Below are 22,883 nucleotides of genomic sequence, written 5' to 3'. Positions count from 1 at the left end.
AGAAGATGACAGCGTCGCCACGTGCCACTCGGCCCCGGGCGGCGGACCGCTCTACAACGCCAGAAGAGGTGAACAGTGGACTCGTTCAATCCGACCACCAAGACCCAGGCCGCGATGACCGCTGCGCTCCAGTCGGCGTCGTCGGCCGGTAATCCCGACATCAGGCCCGCGCATCTGCTCGTGGCCCTGCTCGACCAGACCGACGGCATCGCCGCCCCGCTGCTCAAGGCGATCGGCGTCGATCCCACCGTGGTCCATCGTGAAGCGCAGGATCTCGTCGACCGGCTCCCCAAGACGACGGGCGCCACGACCACACCGCAGCTCGGCCGCGAGGCCCTCGCCGCACTCACCGCAGCACAGCACCTCGCCACCGAACTCGACGACGAGTACGTGTCGACGGAACACCTGATGGTCGGACTCGCCTCGGGTGAGTCGGACGTGACCGGACTGCTGAAGCGGCACGGCGCCACCCCCGAGGCGCTGCGTGACGCGTTCACCACCGTCCGCGGCAGTGCGCGCGTCACCAGCCCGGACCCGGAAGGGACGTACCAGGCGCTCGAGAAGTACTCCACCGATCTCACCGCGGCGGCCCGCAACGGCAAGCTCGACCCGGTGATCGGCCGCGACAACGAGATCCGCCGCGTCGTGCAGGTACTCAGCCGCCGGACCAAGAACAACCCGGTGCTGATCGGTGAGCCCGGCGTCGGCAAGACCGCCATTGTCGAGGGGCTCGCTCAGCGCATCGTTGCAGGCGACGTTCCCGAATCGCTGCGCGGCAAGTCGGTGATCTCCCTCGACCTCGGATCGATGGTCGCGGGCGCCAAGTACCGCGGCGAGTTCGAGGAGCGACTCAAGGCCGTCCTCGACGACATCAAGAACTCGGCCGGTCAGGTCATCACGTTCATCGACGAGCTCCACACCATCGTCGGTGCGGGTGCCACCGGTGAGTCCGCGATGGACGCGGGCAACATGATCAAGCCGATGCTCGCCCGCGGCGAGCTGCGGCTCGTCGGCGCGACCACGCTCGACGAGTACCGCAAGTACATCGAGAAGGACGCGGCCCTCGAACGCCGCTTCCAGCAGGTGCTGGTGGGGGAACCCTCCGTCGAGGACACCGTCGGCATCCTGCGCGGGCTCAAGGAGCGGTACGAGGTGCACCACGGCGTGCGCATCACCGACTCCGCGCTCGTCGCCGCCGCCACGCTCAGCGACCGGTACATCACGTCCCGGTTCCTCCCGGACAAGGCGATCGACCTCGTGGACGAGGCCGCGTCCCGGCTGCGGATGGAGATCGACTCGCGACCCGAGGAGATCGACTCCGTCGAACGCATCGTCCGCCGCCTCGAGATCGAGGAGATGGCGCTGCAGAAGGAATCCGACGCGGCGTCGAAGGACCGGCTCGAGAAGCTGCGTCAGGAACTGGCGGACGAACGGGAGAAGCTCAATCAGCTGACCACCCGCTGGCAGAACGAGAAGCAGGCCATCGACTCCGTGCGCGGGGTCAAGGAACAGCTCGAGACGCTGCGCGGCGAGGAGGAACGCGCCGAACGCGACGGCGACCTCGGCCGGGCCGCGGAGCTGCGGTACGGCCGCATCCCGCAGCTCGAGAAGGAACTCGAGCAGGCGGCCCGCGAGTCCGGTGCCGCCGCCGACGGCGACGTCATGCTCAAGGAGGAAGTGGGTCCCGACGACGTCGCAGACGTGGTCGCAGCATGGACCGGCATCCCCGCCGGCCGCATGATGGAGGGCGAGACCGCCAAGCTGCTGCGGATGGAGTCCGAACTCGGCAAGCGGGTCGTCGGCCAGGAAGCGGCCGTCGTCGCCGTCTCGGATGCGGTTCGCCGCGCCCGCGCCGGAGTCGCCGACCCCAACCGGCCCACCGGGTCGTTCCTGTTCCTCGGACCGACCGGCGTCGGTAAGACGGAGCTCGCGAAGTCCCTCGCGGACTTCCTGTTCGACGACGAGCGCGCCATGGTCCGCATCGACATGTCCGAGTACAGCGAGAAGCATTCGGTGGCCCGGCTCGTCGGCGCCCCGCCCGGATACGTCGGGTACGAGGCGGGCGGCCAGCTCACCGAGGCCGTGCGGCGGCGTCCGTACACGGTCGTGCTGTTCGACGAGGTGGAGAAGGCGCACCCCGACGTGTTCGACATCCTGCTCGCCGTCCTCGACGAAGGCAGGCTGACGGACGGTCAGGGACGCACGGTCGACTTCCGCAACACCATCCTGATCCTCACGTCCAATCTCGGTGCGGGTGGATCACGGGAGCAGGTGATGGATGCGGTCCGGCACGCGTTCAAGCCGGAGTTCATCAACCGGCTCGACGACGTCGTGATCTTCGAGTCGCTCACGGAAGGGCAGCTCGAGTCCATCGTCGACATCCAGCTCACCCAGCTGTCCCGCCGGCTCGCGGCGCGGCGACTGACGCTGGACGTGTCCGAGTCGGCCCGCTTCTGGCTGGCCGTCCGCGGCTACGACCCCATGTACGGGGCCAGGCCGCTGCGCCGGCTGATCCAGCAGGCCATCGGCGACCAGCTCGCGAAGCTGCTCCTCGCCGGTGACGTCAAGGACGGTGACACCGTCCCCGTGAAGGTTTCCGAGACCGGGGACGCGCTCGTCCTCGGCTGACCCCTCGGGTGAGTGGCACGGTGTGCTCCCGCACGCCGTGCCACTCACCTGTGTTTTCACAGCGACGTCTTAAGTTTCGTCGTTACCCTGGACCGTCCGTAGCCGCAGGACACCGGCCGGACGAACCCGAGGGAGGGGCCGATCATGACGAACCCCGACGACCCGCGCACCCCGCAGGAACGCGCGTACGACGGAACGGAGTCGTGGACCACCGACGATTCCGCGTCGAGGGCTGGTGACGAGGACCCCACCCAGGCGTGGTCGCGGCGGGACCAGCCGACCGAGCATCTCGGATCGCCCGAGCAGCGCACCGAGCACATGGGCCCCGCAGGCACACCGACCGAGCAGTTCTACACGTCCGATCCGACCGCGGCGTACGGGCGGAACCAGCCCAATCCGACGCAGGCCTACCCGACCTACGATCCGCGGTACGACCCGCAGGCTCCGCCGCCGAACGCCACACAGGCGTATCCGACGTACGACGCCCAGCAGTACCAGGGCGGGTATCCGACGGGGCAGTACCCGAACGCCCAGTACCCGGGCTCGCAGTACCAGGCGCCGGTCGCCGAGAGTCCCGAGGAGAAGAAACCCCGCCGGATCGGCACGTGGATCGCCGCGACCGCGGCCGCGCTGCTGCTGATCGCCGTCATCGGCTTCGGTGTCGCCCTCTTCACATCCGCGCCGAACAATTCCTCGAGCACCACGGCGGCGGGCCCCACCACGTCCCGTCCGCCCGCCACCGCGCCGCCGAAGACGACGACCCCGCCGCCGTCCACCACGTCGGAGTCGCCGCTCGATCAACTCCCCGGCGGAATCGGCGAGGCCATCGGCGCTGCCGGCGCCGCGTTCGGAACGATCAGCGCCAACGACGGCTCCACTCTGACCCTCGACGCCCTCGGCGGTTCCCAGTTGACGGTCCAGACCAACGCGCAGACCAATGTGATCGCACTCGACGGCACCACGGTCGCCGATCTGAAGCCCGGGTTCACCGTGATGGTGCAGGGAACGAAGGTCGAGAACGGCACGATGATGGCCGAGACGATCATCAGCACCGAGCTGCCGAAGCTCGGCGGTAACTGAGACGATGGGTCCGGGCAAAACCGACACGGGGTGTCCGGGTACCGCTTCGCCTCGTAACGGCGTCGACTCGCTAGGCTGATCACCGATGACGGGAATGTGGTTCGTACTGGCGTTGATCGCACTCGCAGGCGCGTGCGCGCTGCTCTATTTCGATCGCTCGCGTCGTGATCAGACGGGTCGTGTGCGGCAGATCTGGGCCAAGGCCCAGGGCTACACGTACGACAACGTCGAAGAGAAGCTGCCCGGCCAGTTCCATCGGGCCGCGCTGGCCAAGCAGGAGTACCTCAGCGCCATCGATGTGGTGAAGGGCGAACGCCGGGGCGAGTCGTTCATTCTGTTCGACCTCGAGGAGACCGCGACCATCGTCGCCGTGCGCCGACGGGTGGGCTCGGACGTCGACATCGACCTGCGCCTCAAGTCGACCCCGCCGCCGAAGGATTCGGATCTCGAACTCCTCGGTGCCATCGGACCGCGAGTCGTGTTCGCCACCGACCTCGAAATCGCCCGCAGGGTCTGCGATCAGCGCATGGTGGCGTTCACCGAGTCGGTGCCGCCGCATGTGAACATGCTGTGGAGCGAAGGCGAGTGGACCCTCGGTTCGCTGCCCATCGGCAGCAGCGGCCGTGAATGGGATTCGGCCATCGAGGCCGTCGCCCGGCTGTCCGGCATCCTGCACGTCCTGCCCCCGGTCACCGAACCGCGCGGACTCGACCGCGGCCACCACGACCCGAGCCGCCCGCGACTACGCGAAGGCGCTCCCGCCGAGGCGCGTCCCGAGCGTCCGACGTCTCCCCGACCGCCGGCTCCCGGCGCTCCCCGGCAGCAGACCTCCGGCGTTCCCCGCCCGCCGGCCCCCGGCGCTCCCCGGCCGCCGGCCCCCGGCGCTCCGCGCCCGTGAGTGCGTGACGAGTCCTGGGACTCGCTAACCGCGCACAGGCGCGCAGCGCCTTGCTACCGTCACCGGTATGTCGACGCCCTCCAGTTCCGCCCGACCCGTTGCTCTCGTCACCGGCCCGACGTCGGGGCTCGGTGCCGGTTTCGCGAGGAAATTCGCGTCTCTCGGTTACGACCTCGTGCTCGTCGCGCGTGACGAAACCCGCTTGCAGGCCCTCGCCGACGAGATGAAGGCGTTGTTCGACACCGAGTCCGAGATCCTGCAGGCCGATCTGGCCACGGCATCCGGGCGCGAGGAAGTGGCGCAGCGCCTCGGGAAGGGTGTCGAGGTGCTGGTCAACAACGCCGGATTCGGCACTTCGGGCGAATTCTGGACGGCGACGCCGGAGCTGTTGCAGTCCCAGCTGGACGTGAACGTCACCGCCGTCATGCAACTGACCCGCGCGGCGTTGCCCACCATGATCGCGTCGGCGAACGGCACCGTCATCAACGTGGCGAGCGTCGCCGGCCTGCTGTCCGGGCGCGGATCGACCTATTCGGCGAGCAAGGCGTATGTCATCTCGTTCTCCGAGGGACTGGCGAACGGGCTGGGCGGCACGGGTGTGCGGATCCAGGCGCTGTGCCCGGGCTTCATCCGCACCGAGTTCCACGAGCGCGCGGGCATCGAGATGAGTTCGATTCCGAAGCCGATGTGGTTGAGCGTCGACCAGGTGGTCGCGGCGTCGCTGTCCGATCTCGAGGACGGCAAGGTCGTGAGCATTCCCGGACTTCAGTACAAGGTACTGACCACGGCCGGTCGCCTCGTCCCGAAGAGTCTGGTCCGGCGGCTGACCAACGTGTTCGGCCGGGGGCGTGCTCGCACGTAGAGGTGGGTAGGGTTTCGGGCATGAGCGATCGCGAGGATCTGGCCGCGTTGGTGCGTGAGCTGGCAGTTGTGCACGGCAAGGTGACGTTGTCTTCGGGCAAGGAAGCCGACTACTACGTGGACCTTCGCCGCGCCACGCTGCATCACGAGGCGGGCCCGCTCATCGGGAAGTTGCTGCGTGAGCTGGTGGCGGACTGGGATTTCGACGCCGTCGGCGGACTGACGATGGGCGCCGACCCGGTGGCGATGGCCGTGATGCACGCCCCGGGCAGGCCGATCGATTCGTTCGTGGTGCGCAAGGCCGCGAAGGCGCACGGCATGCAGCGGCAGATCGAGGGACCGGACGTCGTCGGCAAGCGTGTCCTCGTCGTCGAGGACACCACCACCACGGGCAACTCTCCGCTCACCGCGGTGAAGGCGTTGCGCGACGTCGGGGCGATCGTCGTCGGTGTCGCGACCGTCGTCGACCGCGCGACCGGTGCCGACGAGGTGATCGCGGCCGAGGGTCTCGAGTACCGTTCGCTCCTCGGCCTCCCCGACCTGAACCTCTGACCGCACATGTGAGTGGCGAAGTGTGCGGAGGCACACTTCGCCACTCACATGGGGGTGGTCAGTCGGCGTCGGCGGCCGTGACGGCCAATGCCTCCTCGACGCTGTGCGGTTCGGGATCGTGCTCGTCGACGTGGGCGAGGACCTTCCGTCCGGTCGCGAGCACGATGATCGCGGCGGCGGTGCACACGGCACCGACCCAGAACGGCATGTGGATGTTGCTCTCACCGAGCTTGCCCGCGACCCACGGTGCGGCGGCGCCGCCGACGAAGCGGACGAAGCTGTACGCCGCGGACGCCGTCGACCGCTCGACGGGCGCGGAGATCATCACGGTCTCGGTGATGAGCGTGTTGTTGACACCGAGGAAGAGTCCGGCGAGCACGACACCGACGACGAGCACGGTCTTGTTGTCGGTGAACGCGGCCATCATGGCGAGGTCGAGGGCGAACAGCGCGAGGGCCACCATCATCATCGGCAGCGTGCCGAAGCGTCGCTGCAGCCGTGGGGCGAGGAACACCGACGCGACGGCCAGCGCGAGACCCCATCCGAAGAAGATGAATCCGATCGAGTACGTGCCCATGTCGAGCGGGAACGGCGTGTACGCGAGCAGGGTGAAGAAGCCGTAGTTGTAGAGCAGCGCGGTGATCGCGACGGTGCGCAGACCGCGGTGGCGCAACGCGAGGAACGGCGCGGCGATCGATGTGCGGTGCTCCGGCTTGGGTGCGGCCGGCAGCATCACGACGATGAGGATGAACGCGACGGCCATCAGGGCTGCGACGCCGAAGAACGGTGCGCGCCAGCTGATGTTGCCGAGGACACCACCGACCAGCGGGCCGACGGCGATGCCGATGCCCAGCGCGGCCTCGTAGAGGATGATGGCCCGCGCGACGCCGCCGCTGGCCGCGCCGACGATGGCGGCGAGCGCGGTGGCGATGAACAGGGCGTTGCCCAGTCCCCAGCCGGCACGGAAGCCGACGATCTGGCCGATGGTGCCGGAGCTGCCTGCCAGCGCCGCGAACACGACGATGACGGCGAGGCCGGTGAGGAGGGTCTTCTTGGCGCCGATCCGGCTCGACACCACGCCGGTGATGAGCATCGCGACACCGGTGACCAGCATGTAGCTGGTGAACAGCAGCGACACCTGGGACGGCGTCGCGTCCAGTTGTTCGCCGATCGGCTTGAGGATGGGGTCGACGAGCCCGATGCCCATGAACGCGATGACGCTGGCGAAGGCGACGGCCCACACCGATTTCGGCTGGTGGAGGAGGCTCGGTGGCGCCTCGCTGGGTGTGCTGTTCGTGACGGTTGCGGTCGTGGTGCTCACGGCCACCTCCTTCGATGTACGTCGGGGTGTGGATGGGTTGTCAGGATGAGCGGGCCGACGACTTGACGATCGAACGCAGTTCCGACAGGCCCTGCGTCAGTCGTTCGAGTTGCTCGGGCTCGAGGTCCGCGAAGTGCGGGGCGAGTGCACCCGCGATCTCGTTGCGGGACACGGTCAGCCATTCGCGGCCCAGGTCCGTGATGGACACTCGGACGGCCCGGGCGTCTTCCGGATCGGGTCGGCGGGCAACGTATCCGCGATCGGCCAGCTTCTGGAGCAGGGCGGTCGCGGACGGTTGGGAGCAGCGGTCGATGCGGGCGAACTCGCTGATGCGTAGCTCGCCGTGGTCGTCGAGCAGGGCGAGGGCACGTGTCCACGGCCGGGGGTGGTCCTCGGATCCGAAGGAGCTCGCGAGCCTGGTGAATCGGTGAGAATTCGTGACCAAGTCGACGAGCAGGCTCTGCAGCCGCGTGTCGTCGTCCATGTCAAACATATTACCTAGGCTAACTAACTATGTAAACCCGACGAAGTACTTCACGGCCCGCATCCGCCCCGACGGGCGCGGGCCGCGAAGATCAGGACGAGTGCTTCGCGCTCTGCTCGACCTGGCGGCGCAGGGTGGCGTCGGTGTGGCGGATCGCCTGCGCGACGAACGGCTCGATGAGCTTGCCGAGCGCCTTACCTGCGAGGCCGCCGGGCAGGTCGTAGCGGAAGTCGACCGTCATGCGGGTCTCGGTTTCGCCGACCGCCTCGAACTGCCACCGCGAATGGGTGTACAGGCCGTCGATCGATTCCAGCTCGATCACCGAATTGCGTTCCCACCCGGTGACCTTCACCACGGAGTCGAGGGTCTTGGGGCCGACCTTCATCGCGGCGTCGTAGACCGCGCCGAGGCCCTGGTCGTGGTCGCCGATCGGATCGAACTTCGTGATCCCGAACATCCAGGACGGGACGTGGCGGTAGTCGTCCACGTAGTCGAACGCGGCCGCGACCGGTGCGCAGGCGAGGGCGGTGTGATGGATCTCGATCATCGTGACTTTCCTGAGGGGTGGAGGGCGGGGGGCTGCGCTGTCCGGTACGGGCGGATGGCGTAGTTCTCGAGGTCGAACCGGGCGAGGCGACGGCGCAGGGAACCGGTGGACCAGGGCCACGCGGCGAAGTTCCTGCCGTCGGCGTCGAGGTAGTAGCTACTGCATCCGCCGTTGTTGAAGACGGTCGGCTCCAGGCCCTTCTGTACCGCGTCGTTGAACCGGCGGAACGGCCGATCGCGTACCTCGAGTACTTCGATGCCCTGCCGCTCCGCCTTGGTGAGTCCGTCTATCACGTAGTCGAGCTGGGTCTCGGCCAGTCCGAGAAACGAGTTGTACACCAGAATGTTCGGGCCGAGCATGATGTACGCGTTCGGTGCGCCGGGCGTCGTGGTGGCCAGGTAGGCCTCGGGGCTCTTCGACCACTTCTCCGACAGCAGTGTTCCGTCGCGTCCGCGGATCCGGTTCGCGATCGGTGGATGACTCACGTCGAAGCCGGTGCCGAAGATGATGACGTCGACCTCGCGGCGGGTGCCGTCCGCTCCGACGACCACGCGTCCGTCGACCTCGGCGAGGGCGTGCGGAATCAACTCGACGTTGCTCTTCGTCAGCGCCGGGAGATACGTGTTGGACAGCAGGAGGCGTTTGCATCCCAGCGTGAAGTTCGGTGTCAGGGCCGCGCGAAGTGCCGGGTCCGGTACCTGCCTGGCCAGCCAACGGGTGCCGATGGGGTTGAGGAGCCGGGCGGTCCGTTCGCGGCGCATCACCGAAGTGAGCGTCCGCAGGATGACGTCGAGGAGCCGCCGGAACGCGCGCTGCACCGCGGGCACCCGCGCGAACACCCACTGGGCGATCCGGGGGAACGGAAAGTCCAGGCGCGGCACCACCCAGGCCGGGGTGCGCTGGAAGACGTACAACTCCTCGACGTCCGGCTGGATCTCGGGGATGAACTGCACCGCGGACGCGCCGGTGCCCACGACGGCGACCCTCTTCCCGGTGAGGTCGACGTCGTGGTTCCAGCGGGCCGAGTGGAAGACGTCGCCGTCGAAGCCGTCGATTCCGGGTACGGCAGGAGTGCTCGGTTCGGTGATGGGGCCCGCCGCGAAGATCACGTGCTGGGCGACGATCGTGCCGCGGCTGGTGTCGAGGATCCAGCGTCGGCGCTCGTCGGACCAGGCGGCTTCGCGGAGTTCGGTCTGCATCGAGATCCTGGACTGCAGACCGAACGTGTCGACGGTGTCCTCGATGTAGGACAGCAGTTCCGGTTGCAGGGCGAAGTTGCTGCGCCACCGCGGATTGGGGTGGAAGGAGAACGAGTACACGGGGGCGGGGATGTCGACCCCGCACCCGGGGTACGTGTTCTCGCGCCACACGCCCCCCACACGATCGGACTTCTCCAGCACGACGAAGTCCGTGATGCCCGCGCGTTCGAGCTTGACCGCTGCGGCAATCCCGGACAGTCCGGCGCCGACCACGACGACGCGCAGGTGCCGCTCCTCTCCGCTGCCGTCGGGTGCGGCGGCGTGCTGAGTGGTTGTCGCTGTCATGGCTTCTTCCCTGCGCGGATGGGGAACCGTCGTCGCCGGTCCAGTTAACTGAGACGCAGTGTCACAGTAAAACGAAGAATGCACATTGGCAAGCGAAGGCGCGGCCGGTGTCGGCTGGGAACTCGGGGTCATGGGGCTGTACCTGCACGCAAGCATCGCGTTCGGGGCGCCGGAGGATACCGCGACCGCGGCCGGCGTTCGCACGACCGCGTTCTACACGGGAGCCGACACCGGGGCGGGCTGAACCGGGTCCTGGAAGAATGGCGTCCGTGACCGAGCGCAAACCTCCCGGGGTGAGCTTCGAGAGCTGGATCGACAAGCAGATCCGGCTGGCTCAGGAGCGCGGCGACTTCGACGATCTCCCCGGCTCGGGTAAACCGATTCCGGCAGGCGATGTCGACGACGAACTGTGGTGGGTGAAGAACTATCTCCGGCGCGAGAATCTGCCCACCGATTCGCTGCTCCCGACGCCGCTGCAGCTGCGGAAGGAGATCGAGCGGTTGCCCGACACGATCCGTGGGCTGCCGTCGGAGCAGTCGGTGCGGGACGTGGTGGCCCAGCTCAACCTGCAGATCGTCGCCTGGTTGCGGGCACCCTCCGGCCCACGGATCCCGGTCAGCCCGGTCGACGCGAACGAGGTCGTCGCGACCTGGCGGCAGCAGAACCGGCCGGCGCGGAAGCCGCCGGTGACGGCGACCCCGGAACCCGACGATCCGCCCCGGGCCGGCAGACGATGGTGGCGACGGAAACGGTGACGGATCATCCCTTCCGGAAATCACCCGATTCCATCACCCGGGACACGAGCAGTCCGGCGAGCAGCCCCCAGAACGCAGCCCCGACGTTGAGGAACTGCACGTTCGACACGGTCACGAGGAAGGTCACGAGCGCGCCGAGTGTGTGCCGGGAGCTGAACGCGGCGACGAACGAACCCTGCAGCGCGCGGAGCATCGCGAGTCCGCCGAGCGTCGCGACGAACGCGACCGGGGTGGCCAGCATCAGCTGAACGAACAGCGGCGCGAACAGGCCGACGACCATGGCGAGCAGCCCGCAGACGACGGCCGCCGTGTACTGCCTGGTGCGCTGCCCCGACGCCACCAGCAGGGCGTTGGTCGGGCCCGTCAGGCACGTCGAGACGGCTCCGACGACGGAGGTGGCGAGGGACCAGGCCCCGCACAGCACGGTGCCGACGTTCATCGGCGGCTTGTGGCCGGCAGACGTCAGCACGGCCGCGCCCTGACCGTTCTGCACGACGATGACCGTGATCGCCAACGGCACGACCAGTTCGGTGATCGCCTGCCAGGTGAACTGCGGCGCCTGGAACATCGGTGCCGCGATCCACGATGTACTCGAACCGGTCGGGTGGAAGCGGCCGGTGACCGCGACCGCCGCCGCCCCGACGAGCAGTGCGCCGAGGATCGGTGGCATCCACCGGCCGAACGCGGCGCGGGACGCGAGGGCGACGAAGACGACGACCATCGGAACGGCCACGGCCGCATCGGTTCCCACGGCGTGGACGAGGTCGGTGCCGAACTTCAGGAAGACGCCGGCCACCATGGCCATGACGATCGGCATCGGGAGCATCGCCATGACCTGACGTACCCGCCCGGTCAGGCCGAGGGCGAGGATCAGGAGCCCGGTCACCAGAAACGCGCCGAGCACTTCCGGCCACGACAGGTGGGTGAGCGAGCCGCCGACGATGATCGTGCCGGGGATCGTCCAGAAGAACGCGAGCGGCTGGCGGTACAGCCAGCTGGCGAGGGCGGTCAGGATTCCGTTGAGGAAGAAGACACCGAAGATCCACGACGCCATCTGCTGGGGCGACAGTCCGCCCGCGGAGCCGGCGGCCAGGATCACGGCGACGGGACCCGTCGCGGAGAAGATCAGCCCGATCAGACCGTTGGCGGCGTAGGTCCCGCCGAGGTCGCCGATCAGGCGGCGCGGGCCCACGGGCGGCCACGGTGGTCTCTCGAAGCGAGGGGGGCGGGTCTGCACGTCTTCGCTGCGGGTCGGTTCCTCGGTGGTCGTCATGAGGCCTTCCTGCTCGGGGGGGTCATAATGTACGCAGAGCGGACATGGCTCCCGCAATGCGTACATTCCGGGTGTGGTCTGGATCATAACCACTCGCGTCCCGGGGCTGCACGGCGGGCCGTCGAACCCTGGGTGGGGTGCTTTCCATCCCTGGGGTGAACGACACTCGGGCGCCATCGCGACAGACTCGAAGGCGTCGACCCGACACCACCCCGCACCGACGAACCATGCGAAGAAGGGCCACATGGCTGAACTCACCCGAATTCCCCGAGAGCGAGGCACCGTCTACGCGCGGCGCCCCACGGTGGCAGCGGAACGCGAACCGCGATCCGCCGTCGAACGGACGTCGACGTTCCTGGCCTACGGCCTGCTCGCGTTGTTCGGCGGGCTCGGCATCTTCGGAACGATCTGCTCGGTCGATGCCATCCCGGACGGCGCGCGGATCGCCGTCGTCCAGACGGTGCCGACGCAGTCGCAGCCTCTCGATCTGCCGCATCCGGCGCCGGACACTCCCGAGCCCACTCCCGGCGGCGTCTGATTCGTCAGGATGCGACGTCGTCGCGCAGTGCCGCGAGTTCGAGTAGCCGGGGCAACATGTCCGGCGACGCGATCGAGGGCAGGAGCAACGCCCACATGTCGGCCAGGCGCTCGTACAGGTCGGAACGTCCGGTCAGCGCCTCGGACACCAACTGCATGCCGGTGAACGAACTGACCAGGAACCGGGCGAGTGCCGCGGGGTCGACGGTCGCGCGCAGTTCTCCTGCCTCCCGCGCCTTGCCTGCGAGTGCGACGAGGGTGTCGGTCCAGTCGATGTAGGGGTCGGTGGCCGGGCCGCGGGACGTACCGAGTTCCAGGGTGAGTCGCACACCCGCTCGCACGATGGGCTCGGTCAGCAACTGGCGCGCCATCTCCTTGGCGCACAACAGGATCGCTTCCATCGGTGACTGCGCCGTCGCGAGCACTCGCTGCGCCGCCAGCATCGCCATGGCGTGCTGTTCCTTGATCACCGCCCAGGCGAGCGCTTCCTTGGACTCGAAATGAAAGTACAAGGCGCCCTTGGTCACATCGGCATAGGAGAGGATTCCGCTCAGGCTCGCGCCGCCGTACCCGAGCTTCTCGAAGCTCAGTGCCGCACCCTCGAGTACCTGATGGCGGGTGGCTGCCGCGCGCGCCTGTTTTGCCATCACCTGTGCCTCACAATCGCGGATTATCCGTCGCGTCCACTCTCGAGTCAACCACTTTTCGGGCCGGTAACCTCGGCACGTCCGCAAGTGTGGGAGGAAGACGTGAAGTCGAAGAACAACTGGGGTGTCGAGCATGCGGTGTTCGCCGGTGCGACGCTGGCCACCGTCGTCGGGGCCGTCACCGGGCGTGAACGGTTGCAGCAGGCCGCGAAACCACTGATCGCACCCGCGCTCGCCGCCCGTGTCCTGCGGCGGCGTGCAGACACGGATCCGGCCGACGTCGCGCTCCTCCTCGCCGGTCTCACGGCCGCGACCGTGGGTGACGTCTTCATGATCGATCCCGACGACGACGCCCGTCTCGTGCGCGGCGCGTCCTCGTTCGCCGTCATGCAGGTCGGCTATTCCGCGCTGCTGCTGCGCCGGGGCGCCCGGCCCACCGCGCCCGCATTGCTTCCCCGGCTCGCCGGTTGGGCAGGCGCGGCGGCACTGCTGCGCGGGCGGGCGAAGGAGGTCGCCGCGCCGTTGACTGCGTACGGGTCGCTGCTCGGCACCACGTCGACCCTGTCGGCCGATCCGTCTCTCGCACCCGGCGCGGACGTCGTCGCGAATGTGGCGGTGCCGGGAACCGACCGTCGCAGCTGGCTCGGTGCGGGCGGGATGCTGTTCACCGCCTCCGACGGTCTGATCGTGTTGCGGCGCTTGTTCATCCGGGGCGAGCGGGGGAGGGCTGTGGCGGAAGGCGTGGTCCTCGCCAGCTACGCGGCGGCCCAGTTGCTGCTCGTCGAGGGGATGCTCGCGCTCGGGCGTCGCCGGATCACGGGCAGAGCATGATGTGGTCCCGGTCCTTCGGGTCCACGAGGATGGTGATCGTCTCGCCGGGCAGGAAGCGTGTCGCGTTCTCCCGCCGCACCTCGTAGACGACGCGTCCGGCGTAACTCTCCGATCCGGGCACGGTCAGCCGGAGGTCCAGTTCGGTGAGCTCCCCGTTGTCGGGAGTGCGGCGCAGCGGTGTGACGTGCTCGATGCGGGCCCAGCCTTCGAGTCCGTGCCGTTCGAGTTGGCGGTCGGCGCGGCTGGGCCGTTCGGCCGCCATCATCCCGAATCCCAGCGCCGAACCGAAGGCGGCGACCAATCCCATGATCTGGTACGGGATGGTGGCCGGCGGGGTGTGCTCGATCAACCATCCCAGCCAGACGGCGAGGACGATGACGTAGCCGACCGTGACGAAGCAGACCGTCCGCACGATGCGCTGATGATTCATCGATTGCCTCCACCTCCAGATTAGCCCGTCCGGCCTCGCCGAAGCGGCCCCGCCGCCGCACTGCCGTTAGAGTGCAGTGTCGGCAGCAGGTAAGCATGTGTGGAGGTGGCCGTATGGCGTGGCGTCGGGTGTCGTTGGTGTGTCTGAGCATTGGCTCGGCCATGATGCTCGCAGGGTGTGGTGGGTCTTCGGACGCGGTGGCTCCGCCGACGTCCACGACGACTGTCGCGGCTCCTGTGACCACCACCACGACCACGGTTCCGCCGACGACCACCACCACGACGATTGCGCCGCCGCCCACGACGACGGAAGCACCGACCACGACGCTCGTGGACGTCCCCTACGAGCACAACGAGTCGTACTTCTTCACGTCCCCGGACGGCGGGTTCCAATGCGGCATCATCAAGCTGCCGAACCGTACCGAGGCCGGATGCCAGGGGTCTACGAGCCCGGTGCCGCCGCGCCCGGCCGACTGCATGGTCGACTGGGGACACGGCATTCGCGTCGAGAACGACGGCGAGGCGTCGTTCATGTGCGCCGGTGGCCTCGTCTACACGTCGGGCGGCGACGAACCGGACGCGGCCCTGCCCGCCGGAGCGAAGCTGTCCAAGCTCGGTTACACGTGCAGCACCACGGCCACGGCCGTCACGTGCACCAACGACGAGACGTCGCACGGCTTCACCGTCGCTCCCGATTCGAACAAGACGTTCTGACATCGTGAGCGGAGTCGAGACCGGCCAGGTCGAAGTCGCCGAGGCGGGTCCCACCGAATGGGGGGACAACCCGAACGGCGTCGGTCCGTGGACCGAGGAACACGACACCCCGGTCCCTGCCGACCCGCGGTACGACCCCGAACTGCTGGCCGGCGGCGATCGCCGCAACGTGGTCGACGCCTACCGGTACTGGACGCGGGAAGCGATCGTCGCGGACATCGACAGCCGTCGCCACCCGCTGCACGTGGCCATCGAGAACTTCGGGCACGACGCCAACATCGGGACGGTGGTGCGCACCGCCAACGCGTTCGCCGCCGCCGCGGTCCACATCGTGGGACGTCGACGCTGGAACCGCCGCGGGGCCATGGTCACCGATCGGTACCAGCACGTCCTGCACCATTCGGACGTCGACGGCCTCGTCGAGTTCGCACGTGAGCGGGGTCTCACCATCGTGGCCGTCGACAACACGCCCGGATCCGTCCCGCTCGAGACGGCGAGTCTGCCCCGCGACTGCGTGCTCCTGTTCGGCCAGGAGGGGCCGGGAGTCACGGACCAGGCGAAAGAGGTTGCGGCGATGACGGTGTCGATCGCCCAGTTCGGTTCCACCCGCAGCATCAACGCGGGCGTCGCCGCGGGAATCGCCATGCACGCGTGGGTGCGTCAGCACGCCGACCTCGACCGCGCCTGGTAGCGGAACCCCCGGCGAATAGGCAAGATCAACTCTTATGCAGGACTCGTGGTCGGCGCGCGCGGACGCCGCTGAAGAAGCGGTGGTGAGCAGGCACCTTCGCCGGCTGTGGGCGCTACCGGGCACCGCCCTGGGCGTCGTCGCCTGGCCGCCGGTCCGGCGCGAGCGACTGTTCCTCAGCTGGCACTACTGGTGGCAGGCACACCTGCTCGACTGCGCCGTGGACGCGCTCGAACGCGACCCCACGCCGCGCCGTCGCCGTCGCATCGTGAAACTGGCGCGCAGCCACCGTCTGCGGAACCTGTCGGGCTGGACCAACAACTATTACGACGACATGGCCTGGCTGGGGATCGCCCTCGAGCGCGCCCAGCGAATGCACTTCATAGACAACAGAAGTGCGGTGCAGGTGCTCGAATCCCAGTTGTTCGACGCCTGGGCGCCCGAAGCCGGAGGCGGCATCCCCTGGCGGAAGGGCTCGAACTTCTACAACGCGCCCGCCAACGGACCCGCCGGGATCATGCTGGCCCGCACCGGAAAGCTGTGGCGCGCCCAGGCCACGGCCGACTGGATCGACGACACGCTGCGGGACGTGCACACCAACCTGATCGTCGACGGCATCCACCCGGGCGGTGAAATCGAAAGGAACGTCTACTCGTACTGTCAGGGCGTCGTGCTCGGCCTCGAAACCGAACTCGCCGTGCGCCTCGGTTCGCCGCGGCACCGCAACCGGACCCATCGGCTGGTTGACGCCATCGACGAGCATCTCGCACCCCACGGCGTCATCGACGGCGGCGGTGGTGGAGACGGCGGCCTGTTCAACGGGATCCTCGCGCGGTATCTGGCGTTGACCGCGGTGATGCTGCCCTGGGAGTCGCCCGCCGACATCCGGGCCCGGGAGATCGCCGCCCAGCTCGTGCTGACCTCCGCGGAATCGGCCTGGGAGAACCGCCTGCAGATCGAGGGGCAGCCGCTGTTCGGCCACGACTGGACCAAGCAGGCGCAGCTGCCGGGGATGGGCGGGGGAATCGCCACGTTCACCGGGGGCACCGTGCGGTCGTCCGGGATCCCGGAACGCGACATGTCCGTCCAACTCGGCGGCTGGATGCTGATGGAGGCCGCGCACATGGTCTCCGCCGCGGGGTATCCGCGGCGATAGGGTGCGGTTCGAATCACGCGAAACTTAACCGTATCGCCCTCGATTCGGCGCTGTTAGACAGTACGTTATGTCAGATCAACAGCGGCAGCTGAGTCTCAATGCGTTCATCTACCCGGCCGGGCACCACGAGTCGGCGTGGCGCCACCCGCTCACGACGCCCGAGCGGCTGTACGACGTCTCCTACTTCCAGGACATCGCGCGGACCGCAGAGGCGGCGAAGCTGGACGCGATCTTCTTCGCCGACGGTCCGGCCCTGCGCAGCGACGTCGAGCACGGCGCCGCCGGAGCACTCGAACCCATCACGCTGCTGACCGCCATCGCGACCGCCACCGACCGGATCGGCCTGATCGCGACCGCGTCCACGACGTACTTCGAGCCCTACAATCTGGCGCGGCTGTTCGCGTCCCTCGACCACATCTCCCGTGGCCGGGCCGGCTGGAACATCGTGACCACCGGAACCGACCTGGCGGCCGCCAACTTCGGGCTGGCCGGCCACCCCGATCACGCCGACCGCTACGCGCGGGCGCGGGAGTTCGTCGACGCGACCGTCAAGCTGTGGGACAGCTGGGAAGACGACGCCATCCTGATCGACAGAACCGCAGGCATCTACGCGGACCCGTCGAAGATCCACGAGATCAACTACGTGGGGCGCCACCTCGGGGTGCGGGGACCGTTCAACGCGCCACGCTCCCCGCAGGGACACCCGGTGCTGGTGCAGGCGGGTGCGTCCAACGAGGGTCGCGCGTTCGCGGGCCAGTACGCCGAGGCCATCTTCACCGCGCACCAGCGGCTGTCCGACGGGCAGGCGTTCTACGCGGACGTCAAGCAGCGCGCGACGCAGTACGGTCGCAACCCCGATCACGTGAAGATCCTGCCCGGCATCAGCCCGTTCCTCGGCGACACCGAGGCCGAGGCCCGCGACCTGGAGCGGGAGTTCAACGAACTCACGTCGCCCGAGTACGGGCTCGCTCAGCTCGAGAGCCTCACGGGTTCGAGCGTGCGCCACCTCGATCTCGACGCCCCCGTGCCTGCCGGACTGTTCGGGGACGCCGGCGACGTCACGGACAACCAGCAGAGTCGCCTGCAGGTGATCGCCGGGATCGTCGAGCGGGAGAACCCGACCCTGCGCGGATTGCTGCACCGTCTCGCCGGTGCGCGCGGGCACCGGGTCGTCGTCGGGACGCCGGTGCAGGTGGCCGACACCATCGAGGAATGGTTCACGCAGGGCGCGGCGGACGGTTTCAACGTCATGCCGCCGTACTACCCGGGCGGTCTCGAGGTGTTCGCGGAGAAGGTGGTCCCGATCCTGCAGGAGCGCGGGCTGTTCCGCACCGAGTACTCGGGCGCCACACTGCGCGACCACTTCGGTCTGCCCCGCCCCGAGAGCCAGTACGCGGACACGTCCGGCGCCGTCGCGCTGTAGGACGCGCACGCCGGCGTCCCGCTCGCGTCCGATGTCGCATCCGTTCAGTTCGAGTGGACGGATGTGACATCGGGAGCCCGGGGCCTCGGGCTTAATGAAAACAGTTATCATTTCGGGATGACTGTCACCCGGCCGCTCCCCGTCACCGTCCTGTCCGGCTTCCTCGGCGCGGGCAAGACCACCCTGCTCAACCACCTCCTCGCGAACCGGGACGGCAGGCGCGTCGCCGTCATCGTCAACGACATGAGCGATGTGAATATTGACGCAGCCCTCGTCGCCGGGCAGGGGCACCTGGACCGGACGCAGGAGAAACTCGTCGAGCTCACCAACGGCTGCATCTGCTGCACCCTGCGGGAAGACCTCGTCGAGGCCGTCGCGCGGCTGGCGCAGGAGGGCCGGTTCGACCACCTCGTCATCGAATCCACCGGCATCTCCGAGCCGATGCCCGTCGCCGCCACGTTCGACTGGGAGTTCGAGGACGGGTTCAGTCTCGGTTCGGTGGCCGCCCTCGACACGATGGTGACGGTCGTGGACGCATCGACGTTCCTCGGTGAGCTGGCCAACGGCGAGCGGCTCGACGACCGGAACCTCGAAGCCGGGGAGGGCGACGAGCGCAGCATCTCCGACCTGCTCGTCGACCAGGTGGAGTTCGCCGACGTCATCCTGCTGAACAAGACGGATCTGGTGAGCGAGGGCGCCGCCGGTGCCGTCGAGGCGACCGTGCGCAGGCTCAACCCCACCGCGACACTGCTGCGCACCACGCGCGGCGTCGTGGATCCCGGCGAGGTTCTCGGGACCGGCCTGTACAACCCGGACGTCGCGGCCGAGCTACCCGGCTGGGCCGAGGAACTGGCCGGGGGCCACATCCCGGAGACCGAGGAATACGGCATCCGCAGCGTCACCTACCGGGCGTCGCGGCCGTTCCACCCGGCCAGGCTCGAGCAGGCGCTGGGACGGTTCACCGGCCTGCTCCGGAGCAAGGGCTTCTGCTGGATCGCGAGCCGCCCCGACCTCGCCGCCGTCTGGTCGCAGGCCGGTCCGAACCTGGTGATCGAGCCGGCCCAGCTGTGGGCGTCCGCGGACGAGACACCGGGGCAGGAGATCGTGTTCATCGGTGTCCGCCTCGACCCCGACGGTCCGCGGCGCATCCTGGATCCGGCGCTTCTCACCGACGACGAGCTGGCGTCAGGGCCGGCGGCCTGGGTTCGGTTCGACGACCCGCTGCCCGCGTGGGACGCGGTGCATCGGCATTAGTCCAGAACTTCTTCGACGGCCACTTCTTCGGGCGGCCGCGCCATCTCCTGCCGGTAGTGCCACACCCCGAGCACGGTGCCGATCACCAGCAGCGCGACCATCCCGGCGAGCACGGCCGGCATCAGCCACGACACCCGGTCCAGGAAAGAGCCGAAGTAGAAGCCGATGAGCAGCAGGACGGGTGCCCAGAAGATGGCGCCGATGGTGCTGGCCATCGTGTACTTGGTGTGGTTCATCTTGGCCGCACCGGCGACCAGCGGGCACAAGGTGCGGACCCACGGAATCCAGCGGGCGATGAGGACCGCCCAGAAGCCGTGCTTCTCCAGCAGGACGTTGACCTTGTGCAGGTTGGTGTAGTTGAGATACTTCCCGCCCTTGCGGGCGAGGATGCGGTTGCCGGTGCGGTGACCGATGACGTAGCCCACCTGGTTTCCGCAGATGGCGGCGATCATCGCGCCGACCGACAACGCCCACACGTGGCCGGCGCCCGACGCATGGTTGGCCAGCACGATTCCGGCGGTGATCAGCATCGAGTCGCCGGGCAGGAACAGGCCCAGGATCACCGCGCACTCGATGAACACGAACGCGAGGACGACGATCCAGACCAGCGCTGGGCCGGCCGAGACGAGAGGCCCGAAGGTGCCTGCTGCCGTGGTGACCATCGTCAGTGCGCTACTCGATCGGCTTCAGGAGGTCGGATCGGTGGGTGTGGTGACCGGCTGCGCGTCCTCGGTCGTGGCGCCCGCGCTCTGCCGCGACTTCACGACGCGCTTGCCCACCTCGAGGATGATCGGAAGGACGGACACGAAGACGATCAGCAGGAAGATGATGTCGACGTTGTCGCGGATGAACTCGATCTGACCGAGCAGGTAGCCGAGCAGCGTGACGCCGGCGCCCCACAGGATGCCGCCCACGATGTTGTACGTCAGGAACAGCGAGTACTTCATCCGTGACGCGCCCGCGACGACCGGCGCGAACGTGCGCACGATCGGAACGAAGCGGGCCAGGATGATGGTGATCGGGCCGTGCTTCTCGAAGAAGGCGTGCGACTCGTCGATGTACTTCTTCTTGAAGAACCGCGCGTCGTCGTGCTTGAACAGGGCGGTACCGCCCTTGCTGCCGATGAAGAAGCCCACCTGGTCGCCGAGGATCGCGGCGATGGGGATCAGAACCAGTAGCGCCCAGATGGGGGCGAACGGTTCGATCTCCGTCGACTTCGACGCCGCGATGAGTCCCGCGGTGAAGAGAAGCGAGTCGCCGGGGAGCAGGGGGAACAGCAATCCCGACTCGATGAAGACGACCAGGAGAAGTCCGACGAGCACCCACGTGCCGAAGGAGTTGAGGAGGTTCACCGGGTCGAGGAATCCCGGCAACAACGCGAGGTTGGTCACGGAATCCGATGCTGCCTGCACAATCACGGCCCTCAGCGTACCGGCGTATTCCCCGACTGACGGAATACTGCAGGTCATGGAGTTTCGGCCGGGTCGTGGGCCTGCCGAAACGGGGTGCCGCGACAGCCACCGGGAGACGTACGCTACCGGTATTGCCATACTGCTAGGACCACATCGCGCGCTGCGCTGATCGCGCGCGCCGAAATCGACTCTTAATGGAGGACTGCCGCCGTGCCAATCGCGACTCCCGAGGTCTACGCCGAGATGCTTGGTCGGGCCAAGGAGCACTCCTTTGCCTTCCCCGCCATCAACTGCACTTCTTCCGAAACCATCAACGCCGCCATCAAGGGCTTCGCGGACGCCGGCAGTGACGGCATCATCCAGTTCTCGACCGGTGGCGCCGAGTTCGGTTCGGGCCTGGGCGTCAAGGACATGGTGACCGGCGCGGTCGCGCTCGCCGAGTTCGCGCACGTGATCGCTGCCAAGTACGACGTCACGATCGCCCTGCACACCGACCACTGCCCCAAGGACAAGCTCGACACGTTCGTCCGCCCGCTGCTGGAGATCTCGCGGCAGCGCGTCGAGGCGGGCCGCAACCCGCTGTTCCAGTCCCACATGTGGGACGGTTCGGCTGTCCCGATCGACGAGAACCTGGAGATCGCCAAGGAACTCCTCGCGAAGGCGAAGGCCGCCAACATCATCCTCGAGGTCGAGATCGGCGTCGTCGGTGGCGAAGAGGACGGCGTGGAAGCCGAGATCAACGACAAGCTGTACACCTCGCCCGAGGACTTCGAGAAGACCGTCGACGCCCTCGGCACCGGCGAGAACGGCAAGTACCTGCTGGCCGCGACGTTCGGCAACGTGCACGGCGTCTACAAGCCGGGCAACGTCAAGCTGCGTCCCGAGGTGCTCGAGACCGGCCAGAAGGTCGCCGCCGCCAAGCTGGGGCTGCCCGAGAGCTCGCAGCCGTTCGACTTCGTCTTCCACGGTGGATCGGGCTCGCTGAAGTCGGAGATCGAGGCTGCGCTGAACTACGGCGTCGTCAAGATGAACGTCGACACCGACACCCAGTACGCGTTCACCCGTCCGATCGTGGGCCACATGTTCAGCAACTACGACGGCGTGCTGAAGGTCGACGGCGAGGTCGGCAACAAGAAGGTCTACGACCCGCGCAGCTACCTGAAGAAGGCCGAGGCCGGCATGGCTGCCCGCGTCGTCGAGGCCTGCAACGACCTCAAGTCCGCGGGACGTTCCGTCTCGGGATAGGCGCTTCGCGCTCGTGCGCCTTTCCGGTAGCCACCGCTACCGGAAAGGCGCACAGTCGTTTATCGGGGGTCGCAGATCTTCCAGGTGCCGTCGACCTTCTCGAGGTTGAACGTGCGCCACGACTGCTCGCCGGGGTTGGCGGCGGTGTGGGCCTTCACCTGGGCGATGGCGGTGTCGCCGGTGATCTGCACGGCGTCGACGCCGCCGACCACGGGAATGTTCTGCTGCGTGACGGCGACCTGGTGGACCTCGGCGAAATCCTGATCCGAGAGGCCCTGGTAGTACTCGGCGAGGCTGCCGCAGGTGCTGGTGCGCAGCGTCGCCAGGTCGCCCTGGGTGAGTGCCGCGACGAACGTGTCGATCGTTCCCTGCACCTGGGCCTCGGGGGAGTTCTCGGCCTGGTTGTTGTTGTAGACGATCACACCGGCGACCGCGATGGCGGCGACGACGATGACGCTGGCGGCGATCGCGGCGAACAGCCACGCCTTGCCGTGCTTCTTCGTGGGCTGCTGCGCCGCGGGGACGCGCTGCGGCGCGCTCTGCTGGGGCGGCAGCACCCGCTGCGGTGCGGCCTTCGGCGGGGCGGGCGCCGGCCGCGGGGGAG

At 68.2% G+C, this 22,883-nt stretch carries 25 protein-coding genes; 15 read left to right on the top strand and 10 right to left on the bottom strand.

Features of this window, described 5'->3' with window-relative positions; translation table 11 throughout:
- Nucleotides 1-75: 75 nt before the first annotated feature.
- The 5 genes from clpB (at nucleotide 76) to pyrE (ending at nucleotide 6,019) form a co-directional block, all read left to right on the top strand.
- Nucleotides 76-2,628, top strand: coding sequence for an ATP-dependent chaperone ClpB (clpB, locus tag HGB39_RS30760; protein WP_005574704.1), 2,553 nt, complete (start codon nucleotides 76-78; stop codon nucleotides 2,626-2,628).
- 144 nt (nucleotides 2,629-2,772) lie between these two features.
- Nucleotides 2,773-3,708: a DUF5666 domain-containing protein gene (locus HGB39_RS30755; protein WP_054248075.1), complete on the top strand. Its 936-nt coding sequence runs from the start codon at nucleotides 2,773-2,775 to the stop codon at nucleotides 3,706-3,708.
- Nucleotides 3,709-3,802: 94 nt separating this feature from the next.
- Nucleotides 3,803-4,606 (top strand): TtfA family protein, encoded by an 804-nt coding sequence (locus HGB39_RS30750; protein WP_168442982.1) that lies wholly within the window; start codon nucleotides 3,803-3,805, stop codon nucleotides 4,604-4,606.
- A 67-nt stretch (nucleotides 4,607-4,673) separates the two neighbouring features.
- Entirely contained in the window at nucleotides 4,674-5,468 is a 795-nt protein-coding gene (locus tag HGB39_RS30745; protein WP_005571721.1) for an SDR family NAD(P)-dependent oxidoreductase, read from the top strand.
- A 20-nt stretch (nucleotides 5,469-5,488) separates the two neighbouring features.
- The gene (pyrE, locus tag HGB39_RS30740; protein WP_005238397.1) at nucleotides 5,489-6,019 is read left to right on the top strand and encodes an orotate phosphoribosyltransferase; all 531 of its coding nucleotides are present in this window, start codon (nucleotides 5,489-5,491) and stop codon (nucleotides 6,017-6,019) included.
- A gap of 58 nt (nucleotides 6,020-6,077) precedes the next feature.
- Here the strand turns inward: pyrE and HGB39_RS30735 are convergent, their stop codons facing one another.
- From HGB39_RS30735 to HGB39_RS30720, 4 genes are all read right to left on the bottom strand, one after another.
- The gene (locus HGB39_RS30735) at nucleotides 6,078-7,346 is read right to left on the bottom strand and encodes an MFS transporter (protein WP_005571723.1); all 1,269 of its coding nucleotides are present in this window, start codon (nucleotides 7,344-7,346) and stop codon (nucleotides 6,078-6,080) included.
- Nucleotides 7,347-7,380: 34 nt separating this feature from the next.
- The gene (locus tag HGB39_RS30730; RefSeq protein WP_005571724.1) at nucleotides 7,381-7,824 is read right to left on the bottom strand and encodes a MarR family winged helix-turn-helix transcriptional regulator; all 444 of its coding nucleotides are present in this window, start codon (nucleotides 7,822-7,824) and stop codon (nucleotides 7,381-7,383) included.
- 91 nt (nucleotides 7,825-7,915) lie between these two features.
- A complete protein-coding gene (locus tag HGB39_RS30725; RefSeq protein ID WP_005571725.1) occupies nucleotides 7,916-8,371 on the bottom strand; it encodes an SRPBCC family protein in 456 nt (151 codons plus the stop codon).
- The gene (locus tag HGB39_RS30720; RefSeq protein WP_005571726.1) at nucleotides 8,368-9,915 is read right to left on the bottom strand and encodes a flavin-containing monooxygenase; all 1,548 of its coding nucleotides are present in this window, start codon (nucleotides 9,913-9,915) and stop codon (nucleotides 8,368-8,370) included. The genes HGB39_RS30725 and HGB39_RS30720 overlap by 4 nt, the downstream gene beginning before the upstream one ends.
- Nucleotides 9,916-10,000: 85 nt before the next feature.
- On the opposite strand from HGB39_RS30720, the gene HGB39_RS30715 reads away from it, so the two are divergent.
- Together HGB39_RS30715 and HGB39_RS30710 are read left to right on the top strand one after the other, a co-directional pair.
- Entirely contained in the window at nucleotides 10,001-10,159 is a 159-nt protein-coding gene (locus HGB39_RS30715; RefSeq protein WP_005571727.1) for a hypothetical protein, read from the top strand.
- A 16-nt stretch (nucleotides 10,160-10,175) separates the two neighbouring features.
- Entirely contained in the window at nucleotides 10,176-10,670 is a 495-nt protein-coding gene (locus HGB39_RS30710; protein ID WP_005571728.1) for a DnaJ family domain-containing protein, read from the top strand.
- A 4-nt stretch (nucleotides 10,671-10,674) separates the two neighbouring features.
- Here HGB39_RS30710 and HGB39_RS30705 read toward each other — a convergent pair whose 3' ends face one another.
- A complete protein-coding gene (locus HGB39_RS30705) occupies nucleotides 10,675-11,943 on the bottom strand; it encodes a benzoate/H(+) symporter BenE family transporter (protein WP_005571729.1) in 1,269 nt (422 codons plus the stop codon).
- Nucleotides 11,944-12,187: 244 nt separating this feature from the next.
- Between HGB39_RS30705 and HGB39_RS30700 the strand changes: the two genes are divergently transcribed.
- Nucleotides 12,188-12,481, top strand: coding sequence for a hypothetical protein (locus HGB39_RS30700; RefSeq protein ID WP_005260058.1), 294 nt, complete (start codon nucleotides 12,188-12,190; stop codon nucleotides 12,479-12,481).
- A gap of 4 nt (nucleotides 12,482-12,485) precedes the next feature.
- Here the strand turns inward: HGB39_RS30700 and HGB39_RS30695 are convergent, their stop codons facing one another.
- Complete coding sequence (locus HGB39_RS30695) at nucleotides 12,486-13,127, bottom strand: ScbR family autoregulator-binding transcription factor (RefSeq protein ID WP_005571731.1); 642 nt, start codon at nucleotides 13,125-13,127, stop codon at nucleotides 12,486-12,488.
- Nucleotides 13,128-13,229: 102 nt separating this feature from the next.
- Here HGB39_RS30695 and HGB39_RS30690 point away from each other — a divergent pair, with 102 nt between their 5' ends.
- A complete protein-coding gene (locus tag HGB39_RS30690) occupies nucleotides 13,230-13,958 on the top strand; it encodes a lysoplasmalogenase family protein (RefSeq protein WP_043792680.1) in 729 nt (242 codons plus the stop codon).
- Here HGB39_RS30690 and HGB39_RS30685 read toward each other — a convergent pair.
- A complete protein-coding gene (locus HGB39_RS30685) occupies nucleotides 13,942-14,388 on the bottom strand; it encodes a hypothetical protein (RefSeq protein ID WP_005238418.1) in 447 nt (148 codons plus the stop codon). The genes HGB39_RS30690 and HGB39_RS30685 overlap by 17 nt on opposite strands.
- 113 nt (nucleotides 14,389-14,501) lie before the next feature.
- On the opposite strand from HGB39_RS30685, the gene HGB39_RS30680 reads away from it, so the two are divergent.
- The 5 genes from HGB39_RS30680 to HGB39_RS30660 all read left to right on the top strand — a co-directional run bounded on the left by HGB39_RS30680 (nucleotide 14,502) and on the right by HGB39_RS30660 (nucleotide 19,622).
- Nucleotides 14,502-15,101, top strand: coding sequence for a hypothetical protein (locus HGB39_RS30680; RefSeq protein ID WP_043792684.1), 600 nt, complete (start codon nucleotides 14,502-14,504; stop codon nucleotides 15,099-15,101).
- A gap of 4 nt (nucleotides 15,102-15,105) precedes the next feature.
- Nucleotides 15,106-15,792 (top strand): TrmH family RNA methyltransferase, encoded by a 687-nt coding sequence (locus tag HGB39_RS30675; protein WP_005260054.1) that lies wholly within the window; start codon nucleotides 15,106-15,108, stop codon nucleotides 15,790-15,792.
- 34 nt (nucleotides 15,793-15,826) lie between these two features.
- On the top strand, nucleotides 15,827-16,945 hold the full coding sequence (locus HGB39_RS30670; RefSeq protein ID WP_005571735.1) for a glycoside hydrolase family 76 protein: 1,119 nt from the start codon (nucleotides 15,827-15,829) through the stop codon (nucleotides 16,943-16,945).
- Nucleotides 16,946-17,012: 67 nt separating this feature from the next.
- Complete coding sequence (locus HGB39_RS30665) at nucleotides 17,013-18,368, top strand: LLM class flavin-dependent oxidoreductase (protein WP_064080713.1); 1,356 nt, start codon at nucleotides 17,013-17,015, stop codon at nucleotides 18,366-18,368.
- Nucleotides 18,369-18,485: 117 nt separating this feature from the next.
- A complete protein-coding gene (locus HGB39_RS30660) occupies nucleotides 18,486-19,622 on the top strand; it encodes a GTP-binding protein (RefSeq protein ID WP_005570054.1) in 1,137 nt (378 codons plus the stop codon).
- Here the strand turns inward: HGB39_RS30660 and HGB39_RS30655 are convergent.
- Both HGB39_RS30655 and HGB39_RS30650 read right to left on the bottom strand, forming a co-directional pair.
- Complete coding sequence (locus HGB39_RS30655; protein WP_005570052.1) at nucleotides 19,619-20,284, bottom strand: DedA family protein; 666 nt, start codon at nucleotides 20,282-20,284, stop codon at nucleotides 19,619-19,621. The genes HGB39_RS30660 and HGB39_RS30655 overlap by 4 nt on opposite strands.
- Nucleotides 20,285-20,308: 24 nt before the next feature.
- The gene (locus tag HGB39_RS30650) at nucleotides 20,309-21,040 is read right to left on the bottom strand and encodes a VTT domain-containing protein (RefSeq protein WP_005238431.1); all 732 of its coding nucleotides are present in this window, start codon (nucleotides 21,038-21,040) and stop codon (nucleotides 20,309-20,311) included.
- A 204-nt stretch (nucleotides 21,041-21,244) separates the two neighbouring features.
- Here HGB39_RS30650 and fbaA point away from each other — a divergent pair, with 204 nt between their 5' ends.
- A complete protein-coding gene (fbaA, locus tag HGB39_RS30645) occupies nucleotides 21,245-22,279 on the top strand; it encodes a class II fructose-bisphosphate aldolase (protein WP_005260044.1) in 1,035 nt (344 codons plus the stop codon).
- 59 nt (nucleotides 22,280-22,338) lie between these two features.
- Here the strand turns inward: fbaA and HGB39_RS30640 are convergent.
- On the bottom strand, nucleotides 22,339-22,883 hold a 545-nt coding region (locus HGB39_RS30640; protein WP_168442980.1), incomplete at its 5' end, for an Rv0361 family membrane protein.

Source organism: Rhodococcus opacus, from assembly GCF_012396235.1.
In the GTDB taxonomy this organism is placed as follows: domain Bacteria; phylum Actinomycetota; class Actinomycetes; order Mycobacteriales; family Mycobacteriaceae; genus Rhodococcus_F; species Rhodococcus_F opacus.
Note: the sequence above shows the minus strand (reverse complement) of the source record. Positions and strands in the feature narration are given on the sequence as shown.

Excerpts from the sequence above, each read along its gene's own strand:
- HGB39_RS30755 (WP_054248075.1), top strand. The coding sequence starts at position 2,773 with ATGACGAACCCCGACGACCCGCGCACCCCGCAGGAACGCGCGTACGAC.
- HGB39_RS30750 (WP_168442982.1), top strand. The coding sequence starts at position 3,803 with ATGTGGTTCGTACTGGCGTTGATCGCACTCGCAGGCGCGTGCGCGCTG.
- HGB39_RS30745 (WP_005571721.1), top strand. The coding sequence starts at position 4,674 with ATGTCGACGCCCTCCAGTTCCGCCCGACCCGTTGCTCTCGTCACCGGC.
- pyrE (WP_005238397.1), top strand. The coding sequence starts at position 5,489 with ATGAGCGATCGCGAGGATCTGGCCGCGTTGGTGCGTGAGCTGGCAGTT.
- HGB39_RS30730 (WP_005571724.1), bottom strand. The coding sequence starts at position 7,824 with ATGGACGACGACACGCGGCTGCAGAGCCTGCTCGTCGACTTGGTCACG.
- HGB39_RS30725 (WP_005571725.1), bottom strand. The coding sequence starts at position 8,371 with ATGATCGAGATCCATCACACCGCCCTCGCCTGCGCACCGGTCGCGGCC.
- HGB39_RS30720 (WP_005571726.1), bottom strand. The coding sequence starts at position 9,915 with ATGACAGCGACAACCACTCAGCACGCCGCCGCACCCGACGGCAGCGGA.
- HGB39_RS30710 (WP_005571728.1), top strand. The coding sequence starts at position 10,176 with ATGGCGTCCGTGACCGAGCGCAAACCTCCCGGGGTGAGCTTCGAGAGC.
- HGB39_RS30705 (WP_005571729.1), bottom strand. The coding sequence starts at position 11,943 with ATGACGACCACCGAGGAACCGACCCGCAGCGAAGACGTGCAGACCCGC.
- HGB39_RS30700 (WP_005260058.1), top strand. The coding sequence starts at position 12,188 with ATGGCTGAACTCACCCGAATTCCCCGAGAGCGAGGCACCGTCTACGCG.
- HGB39_RS30695 (WP_005571731.1), bottom strand. The coding sequence starts at position 13,127 with ATGGCAAAACAGGCGCGCGCGGCAGCCACCCGCCATCAGGTACTCGAG.
- HGB39_RS30685 (WP_005238418.1), bottom strand. The coding sequence starts at position 14,388 with ATGAATCATCAGCGCATCGTGCGGACGGTCTGCTTCGTCACGGTCGGC.
- HGB39_RS30680 (WP_043792684.1), top strand. The coding sequence starts at position 14,502 with ATGGCGTGGCGTCGGGTGTCGTTGGTGTGTCTGAGCATTGGCTCGGCC.
- HGB39_RS30670 (WP_005571735.1), top strand. The coding sequence starts at position 15,827 with ATGCAGGACTCGTGGTCGGCGCGCGCGGACGCCGCTGAAGAAGCGGTG.
- HGB39_RS30665 (WP_064080713.1), top strand. The coding sequence starts at position 17,013 with ATGTCAGATCAACAGCGGCAGCTGAGTCTCAATGCGTTCATCTACCCG.
- HGB39_RS30660 (WP_005570054.1), top strand. The coding sequence starts at position 18,486 with ATGACTGTCACCCGGCCGCTCCCCGTCACCGTCCTGTCCGGCTTCCTC.
- HGB39_RS30655 (WP_005570052.1), bottom strand. The coding sequence starts at position 20,284 with ATGGTCACCACGGCAGCAGGCACCTTCGGGCCTCTCGTCTCGGCCGGC.